We start from the raw sequence: 7,801 nt of genomic DNA on the forward strand, positions 1-7,801 counted from the left end.
AATTGTCGTTCCTCTTATTCTTCGCAATCGTTTGTGTGCGGTAATCTTGCATCCGCGTTGTCTTACTTACTCTTTCCCAATTCCTGATGCTTATTTCCTTCGCCCGACTGCTACCATTAGCAGCTTTTTTGTTGGCCCTTGCGGGAACACTGCCAGCCTTAGCACTCGCGCCGGAACCGTTTCAGCCCAACGCCTTTCAGCCGTTGCCTTTAGGGCATATTCGCCCTGACGGTTGGCTTCGGCGCCAACTGGTTGTTCAGGCCAATGGCTTGAGCGGCCATTTAGAAGAATTTTGGCCTGATCTGGGGCCAAACAGCGCGTGGCTGGGCGGTACTGGCGAAGGCTGGGAGCGGGGCCCTTACTACCTCGATGGTCTGCTTCCGTTGGCCTATTTGCTCGATGACGCCACCTTGAAAGCGAAAGCCCAGAAATGGGTTGACTGGACCTTGCAGAGCCAGCGACCGGACGGTTCTATTGGTCCGGTCAAGAACAAGGACTGGTGGCCCAACATGCTGATGCTCAAGTCGCTGATGCAATACCAGGAAGCCACCAACGATAAGCGCGTGCTGCCACTCATGGAGCGGTATTTTGCGTATCAGAGCAGCCAACTTGCCGCTAATCCCCTGCATGAGTGGGCCAAATACCGCTGGGCCGAAGAACTGCTGCCCATCCGCTGGACGTACGAGAAAACCAAAAATCCGCAGTTGCTGACGCTGGCCGCTCAGCTGGCCAATCAGGGCTTCAACTGGCAGCAACTATACGCTCAGTTTCCCTTCACTGACCACGCCACGCGCGAGGATTTGGGATTGGTAAAAGGCGTTGGGAACACCGAGCGGGCTTTGCAAGCCCACGGCGTAAACAATGCTATGGCCCTGAAAATGCCGGTGCTCTGGGGTATGACGGGTGGCACCGAAGTTGACCGCAAAGCCATCTATAATCAAATGGCGATGCTGGACCGCTACCACGGTTTGCCCAACGGCATGTTCAGCAGCGACGAGCATTTCTCGGGCCGCAACCCCTCGCAGGGTACGGAGCTATGCACGGTGGTGGAAGCGCAGTTTTCCTACGAAGAGCTGTTGGCACTGCTTGGCGACCCCGCCTTTGGCGACCAGTTGGAGAAGATTACTTTCAACGCCCTGCCCGCCACCTTCGACCCTACCATGTGGGCCCACCAGTACGACCAACAGCCCAACCAAGTGCTGGTGAGCAAGGCCAAACGACCTTGGTCGAGTAACGGCGACGATGCCAACTTGTTTGGTTTAGAGCCCCATTTTGGCTGCTGCACGGCCAATATGCACCAAGGCTGGCCTAAGTTTGCCACTCACCTTTGGATGGCTTCACCCGATGGGGGGCTCGTGGCCGCTGCTTACGCCCCTAACCGCGTGAGCACGCCCGTGCGCGGCGGCCAGACCGTCACCATTCGGGAAGACACTGACTATCCGTTCCGCGAAACGGTGCGCTTCACGGTAGAGAAAACGGGCAAAGATGCTTTCCCGCTGCGCCTGCGTATTCCGGCGTGGGCCACCAACGCTACGGTAGCTGTTAATGGCAAACCCGCCAAGGCTCCGAAAGCCGGCACCTTCTACGTGCTGGAGCAGCGTTGGAAAGCCGGTGACGTAGTGGAGCTCCGGCTTCCGATGGAGGTGCGGGTGCCGGCCGGTTTCAACCAGTCGGTGTCGGTTGAGCGTGGCCCGTTGGTGTACGCGCTGAAGCTGAACGAAACCTGGACCAAGCTGCGCGAGCGGCCCAGCCTAGCCGACGACTACGAGGTACGCACCACTTCGCCCTGGAACTATGGCCTACTGCTGGGACCCAAGCCGGCCACAGCCTTTACGGTGCAGGAGAAGTCCACTACGGGCGTGGTTTTCTCGCCCGAGGGGGCGCCCATCGAACTGCGGGTACAGGGCGTGCAGTTGCCTGATTGGCAGTTAACGAACAACTCTGCTGGCCCCGTACCGGTCAGCCCGGTGGCCCGGCCAGTGGGTGCTCAGCCAGAAATGCTCACCCTTATTCCCTATGGTGCCGCTAAGTTGCGCGTAACGTCGTTTCCAGTCGTTCAATGAGTGATGACGTGGCTGCGCATGGTTCCGTTTCCAGAGTTGCCGAAGTCGAGCGCCATTCTGGCTTCGATAAGCTAACTCGATGGGCTTCCGAGTGCGTCCGGCTGGTACCGTAGCTGCTTATTTTTACACCAAACTTGCTGCTTACCAGCGTAGAGCTTTCGTCTCGTGAACCGGAAAAGCGGAAAGGCAAAATCTGAACCCATCATGTTCGTTCTTCTCGTTGCCACCTACCGGCGTCAGTTCGTTAGCACGCTGGCCGTACTGCTGTTGAGCGCCTGCTCAGCATACAAACCGCCCGTCGAGGTCGGTGCAACGTCCAACTCCGGCTCGTCTCCGCCCAGCCCCGCCGAATGGGCGAAGCGCGCCGATTCAGCTCAAGTTGCCTTGCGCGGTTTCGTGACGCCTAGTGGGTTTCTGCCGCAAAACAACGCCGGCGACCCGCGCTTTAATTATTGGTGGCAAGCTCATTTCTACGACGTATTGCTCGACGGCTACGCTCGGACCCGGAGCCCGGATTACCTTTTGCAACTCAGCCAGGCCTACGGCGCGGCAAAGGAAAAGAACGACAACACCTACTTAAACGAGTTTTATGACGACATGGAGTGGCACGCGCTGGCCTGCCTGCGCGCCTACGAGCTAACGCAAAACGCTGTCTACAAAGCCACGGCGCAGCAGCTTTGGCTTGACATCAAGAACGGTTGGAATCCGGCGCTAGGCGGCATCAGTTGGAAGAAAACGCAGCGCGACTACCGCAATACCCCCGCTAACGCCCCGGCGGCCATGCTGGCTGCGCGTTTCTACCAACTCGACCACGACCCCGAAGATTTGGAGTGGGCCCAACGCATTTACCAATGGCAAAAAGATCATCTCGTTGACCCCGCTACCGGCACCGTATGGGACGGAGTAAACCGCCTCGGTGACGGGCAAGTGGACCGCAAGTGGAAGTTCAGCTACTGCCAAGGCGTGTACGTGGGGGCTGGCTTGGCGCTGTTCCGTGCCACCCAGCAACCTGTTTATCTGCAAGATGCGGTACGCACGGCCAGCTACGCCATCAACGACCAGCAGTTGGCCCCCGCTGGTATTCTGAAAGCGGAAGGCGAGGGCGACGGCGGCTTGTTCAAGGGCGTGTTTGTGCGCTACCTAACCTTGCTCGCCCGCGAAGGCGCTACGCCCGCCGCTGCTCGAACGAGTTACGTCCTCTTCCTGAAAAATAATGCGCAGACGCTGTGGCAACACGGTACTCGCAAGCCAGAAACCCTCTTCAACACCGCCTGGACCAGTCCGCCGAGCGGCCCCGTCCAAGGTTCCACCCAACTCAGCGGCCTGATGTTGCTGGAAGCCCTGGCTGAGCTAGAGGCGGCAAAACTCCTCTAGGTAATTGTCTGCAACGAGGCTGATAGGCTTGCTGGTGGTCGGTTTTGCAGCATGCTTATGGCTAGTCACAGTTCAGGAACTGCCAGTAGGTTTGGGACGCTCAGGCAGTAGCTCTGATTGCAGAACCAACTGCGCTCAAGACGCTTGGGTGGCTCATGGCAAGTCCTGCACGCAGCGGAAACCTACGTGCATAAGCGCAGTTTCGGGCGTACTGCTGGCGCGGCCTGACACGCGGTAGCCATGGCACCAACCGGGTTCACACAAGAAAGAACCGCCGCGTTGGGCCCGTTCCGTTTGGGAAGCCGCCGCCACTGGATTCATTAACTCAGCATAAGACATGCTGGAATTGGCGCACCACTCCCACACATTGCCAGACATATCGGCTAGGCCCAGGGGCGAGGTGCCGAACGAACCAACCGGCGCCGCTCGGTGGAAGCCATCAGTTGCCTGGTCATCGTCGGGGAATCTGCCGTTCCACGTGTTGGCCACGAACTTACCGTTCACTTGCAGGCTGTTGCCGGTCGGATAAAGTGCGCGGCTATTCGTGCCGTTGCGGGCCGCGTGTTCCCACTCAATCTCATCGGGTAGCCGCTTGCCCGCCCATTGAGCGTACGCTTGCGCATCAGCCCAAGACACTTGCGCCACGGGCTGATCGGCGGCGGCAGGGCTGGCGCTGGGGCCATAGGGATACTGCCAGTTGGCGCCTGGCACGAGGCCCCACTCCTTGGTGCTATCGTTGAACACCCCGGCGTTGCCAAAGCTTTCGGCTTGGGTCCGGTACTTGGTGGCTTGCACAAACGCCCTGAACTGCCCAACCGTCACCTCGTGCTGGTCCATTAGAAAAGGCTTGACTGAAACCCAAACCGTGGGTTTCTCTTGATCGAGACCCTCTTCTGACCCGATTTGCGTGTAGCCGCCCGGCACATAGACCATGCCCGCGGGCAGCGTAGCGGGCGGCCGAGAAGCCAGCACGGGTTTCTGAGTGGGCTCGGTTTCGAAAACGGTGATGGTAGGGGAGTATACAAACTGCTTGGGTGCCTCAGGCTGACAAGAAGCCAGTAACAAGCCCAACGCTATGATAAGGTGCCACTTGCGCATAAATGGAACAGGAATCTTGCAAGTTAGCCCCTGCTTGGGAAGCTTTTTATTGAAGACCATAATTTCGTCGGAGGCCTCGCTCGGATTGCCAAGCTAATAGCCGTTAGCGCGCTTCACTCCAGAGCACGGCTGTTTTCACTGCGCCACCAAACTGGCCTCCGGATCTGAAGAAGTAGCTAGTACCCTGGATTTTGTACCGCCAACTGGTTGGCATCAATTTCGGATTGAGGAATAGGATACAGCAAGTGCTTGTTGGCATTAGCCACGGTAACACCGCGAGCCAGGGCCAGGGAGATGAACTTGTCGTGACGAAGGAGGTCTTCCCGGCGCTTGCCTTCAGAAATGAATTCCCAACCCCGCTCGCGCAGGATGGCATCGCGCAGGGTTGTCATCGACGCAATATCGGAGGCCGGTAGGTTGGCCAGCCCGGCGCGGGTACGTACCTGATTTACCAGGGCCACGGCGGCAGGGGTGGGGCCGCCAACCTCGTTGAGGGCCTCGGCGCGGGCAAGCAGGACGTCGGCGTAGCGTAGTAGTGGCACGTCGGTGGCGCTGTTGTTGCCGAGCGTGGAGTTGTCCCAGTATTTAAAGCTGCGGGCATTGTCGGGCGTCGTCATCAGATCGACGGTGGCGTTGGAGGTGTTGATGTAGCTTTTCACCACGAGCTGGCCGCGCTGGTCGTTGGCCGCAAGAGTGTTCACAAAAGCCGAGCGGAGCCGGTACTGAGTGGCGAAATTAGCCATGGCTGGGGTCCAGACAAACGCCGGAATCTGGGGCGTGGTTCGGAAGGCCGGCGGCAGGGCCCCCGCCATAAACCAGTTGCCGTAGCCGGCCTGATTAAGGCAGGGCGACACGAATATCATTTCCTTGTTGGCGCTGTTGACGTTGGGCTCGTTTTCAACGCGAAACAGGCCCGTAAACGACGGAAACAAGCTGTAGTAGTTCAAGGCAATAACGACCTGGCTGGCGTCGGCGGCTTTCTGCCACTGCTTGGTGTTCAGCAAGAACTTCGCCAGCGCGGCGTAGGCCGCTCCCTTGGTAGCCCGCCCGTAGGCCACTTCTTTGCCGGGGTCGGGCAGGTCGGCCACGCATTCGGTGAGTTCCGTTTCGATGAATGTTTTCAGCTCGTCGTCGGTGGCCCGGGCCAGATCTTTGGTTGTGGTGCTGGAAGTGCGCAAGGGCACCGGGCCGTACCAGCTATAGAGAATGGCGTAGGAGTAGGCGCGCAGAAACCGGGCTTCGGCCGTAAACTGCCGCTTGATAGCCTCCGAAGCCGCCACGCTCGCCACATTGTCGAGCACGATGTTGGCGTCGCGGATGCAGTAATAATAAATAGCCCACGTATCGCCGGTGAACGTGCCCAGCGAGGGGTCCCAGGTGAAATTGATGAACTGACTTAGAAACAGGTTTTCACCCCCGCCGGTGTTGAAAGCTATGTCGGTCGTCACCTCCGACTCATTGATGCGGTTCCGGGTAGGCTCTTGGTTCTGAAAGTTGCTGTAGGCCGAGTAGAGCACGGCCTGTAAGCCATTCTGGGTGGTCAGCACGTTGGACGGGGCGAGTTCCGACTGCGGTTCGACGGTAATCAGGTCGTCGCAGCTTACTAGCGACCATAAGACCAGCAAGCTGGCGCCAATTTTAGTTGAAATTTTCATAGCATTAGCGCCTAGAATTGGACGTTTACCCCCGCCAGGTAGGTGCGAGTGCGAGGATACGAAGCGTAGTCAATCTTGATGATGTCGCTGCCAATGGTGTTGGCGGCGGGGTCGGTGCCCGAATAGTTGGTTATCGTAAACAGGTTCTGGCCGGTCAGGAAAACGCCCAGCGCTTTGATGACTTTACTCGCCGGCAGGGGCACGTTGTAAGACAACCGAACCGATTGCAGGCGGAGATAATCGGCCTTTTCCACGGTGGTGGAGTTCACCACGCGCTGCCCCTGCGACACCGGATTCACGAACGACGGATACTCGTTGGTCGGGTTGGTGGGCGTCCAGCGGTTGAGCAGGGGCTCGGCCACGCGGTTGCGCCGGAAGCTGAAGGGAAAGTAGCTGTCCACCAGATTGTTATTTAGGATGCTGCTACCCTGGGCGCCTTCCAAGAAAACATCCAACGACAAACCCTTGAACTGAAGCGTGTTGGTTAGCCCGTAGTAGAAGTCCGGCAACGACTTACCCAGAATTACCCGGTCGGCGTCGGTGATTTGGTTGTCGCCGTTTTGGTCTTGGTATTTCGTGTCGCCGGGCTTCACACCGACTGGGGCCTGGGTTAGGTCGTCGTTCTGCTGCCACACGCCCAGCACCTGGTAGCCGTAGAAGTTGCCGAGCGACGCGCCGGGTCGGATGATGCTGGCGTTGGAAATGTTGCCGCCGCCACCGGCAAAGATGGGCGCGCTGCCTCCCAGTGACAGGATGCGGTTTTCAAGCGTGGTTAGATTGGCGTTGACGTTCCACGAAAAGTTTTTCTGCCGGACCACGCCCCCCGTCAGCGCGAACTCGAAGCCGGAGTTGCGGACGCTGCCCACGTTGCGCACCTGGTTGCCATAGCCCGTACTTAGGGGCTGGGGCACAGCCAGTAGCAGGTCCGAGGTTTTGCGGTTGTAGTACTCCACCGAGCCCTGCAAGCGCCCGTCGAACAAGGCGTAGTCTACCCCCAAGTCGGTTTGCACGGCGGCTTCCCACTTCAGGTCGGGATTGGGACTGCGTGAAGGGAAAATAGCCGGGTTACGGACGCCGCCCTGCACAATGTTGCCCCCGTAGGAAAAGGTGGAGGTGTAGAGGAAATTGCTGATGTTCTGGTTGCCAATGGCGCCGTAGCTGGCCCGCAGCTTCAGTTCGGTTAGCCAGCCGTAGTCTTTCAAGAAGCTCTCTTCCGTCACCTTCCAGGCCAAGGCCAGGGAAGGGAAATAGCCGACTTGGTTGTTGGGCCCGAAGCGCGAAGAAGCATCCGCCCGCATCGATACCGTGACCAAGTACCGGTTGTTGAAGCTGTAGTTGACGCGGCCGAGCACCGAGCCCAGGCGCGTTTCGGCCCGGCCGCTGCCCACTTGGTTTAGCGCGCTGTTTCCCGAACCAATTGCGTTGTAGGTCAGGTCGGCCAACGTAAAGCCTCGGGCCCCGGCCGAAAACGTGTTCAACCCGAAGTGTTCGTAGGTGGTACCCAGCACGGCGTTGAGGCTGTGCTTGCCAATTTCTTGGTTGAAGTTCAGCGTGCCCTCGCCGAGGTAGTAGTTTCGGTTGCCCGAAAGGATGGTGCCCAAGCCATTGTTC

Annotated in this window: 5 protein-coding genes; 2 read left to right on the forward strand and 3 right to left on the reverse strand. The window is 58.7% G+C overall.

The features are described 5' to 3' along the window. The first annotated feature begins 86 nt into the window (after nucleotides 1–86). Nucleotides 87–2,063 (forward strand): beta-L-arabinofuranosidase domain-containing protein, encoded by a 1,977-nt coding sequence (locus ACFE7X_RS13080; RefSeq protein ID WP_375436116.1) that lies wholly within the window; start codon nucleotides 87–89, stop codon nucleotides 2,061–2,063. Nucleotides 2,064–2,267: 204 nt separating this feature from the next. Continuing rightward, nucleotides 2,268–3,437: a glycoside hydrolase family 76 protein gene (locus ACFE7X_RS13085; RefSeq protein WP_375436117.1), complete on the forward strand. Its 1,170-nt coding sequence runs from the start codon at nucleotides 2,268–2,270 to the stop codon at nucleotides 3,435–3,437. Nucleotides 3,438–3,590: 153 nt separating this feature from the next. Here the strand turns inward: ACFE7X_RS13085 and ACFE7X_RS13090 are convergent, their stop codons facing one another. From ACFE7X_RS13090 to ACFE7X_RS13100, 3 genes are all read right to left on the reverse strand, one after another. Beyond that, nucleotides 3,591–4,535 (reverse strand): formylglycine-generating enzyme family protein, encoded by a 945-nt coding sequence (locus ACFE7X_RS13090; RefSeq protein WP_375436118.1) that lies wholly within the window; start codon nucleotides 4,533–4,535, stop codon nucleotides 3,591–3,593. A 176-nt stretch (nucleotides 4,536–4,711) separates the two neighbouring features. Then, a complete protein-coding gene (locus ACFE7X_RS13095; protein ID WP_375436119.1) occupies nucleotides 4,712–6,190 on the reverse strand; it encodes a RagB/SusD family nutrient uptake outer membrane protein in 1,479 nt (492 codons plus the stop codon). 11 nt (nucleotides 6,191–6,201) lie between these two features. Continuing rightward, on the reverse strand, nucleotides 6,202–7,801 hold a 1,600-nt coding region (locus tag ACFE7X_RS13100), incomplete at its 5' end, for a SusC/RagA family TonB-linked outer membrane protein (RefSeq protein WP_375436120.1).

The organism is uncultured Hymenobacter sp. (genome assembly GCF_964242765.1).
Taxonomy (GTDB): domain Bacteria; phylum Bacteroidota; class Bacteroidia; order Cytophagales; family Hymenobacteraceae; genus Hymenobacter.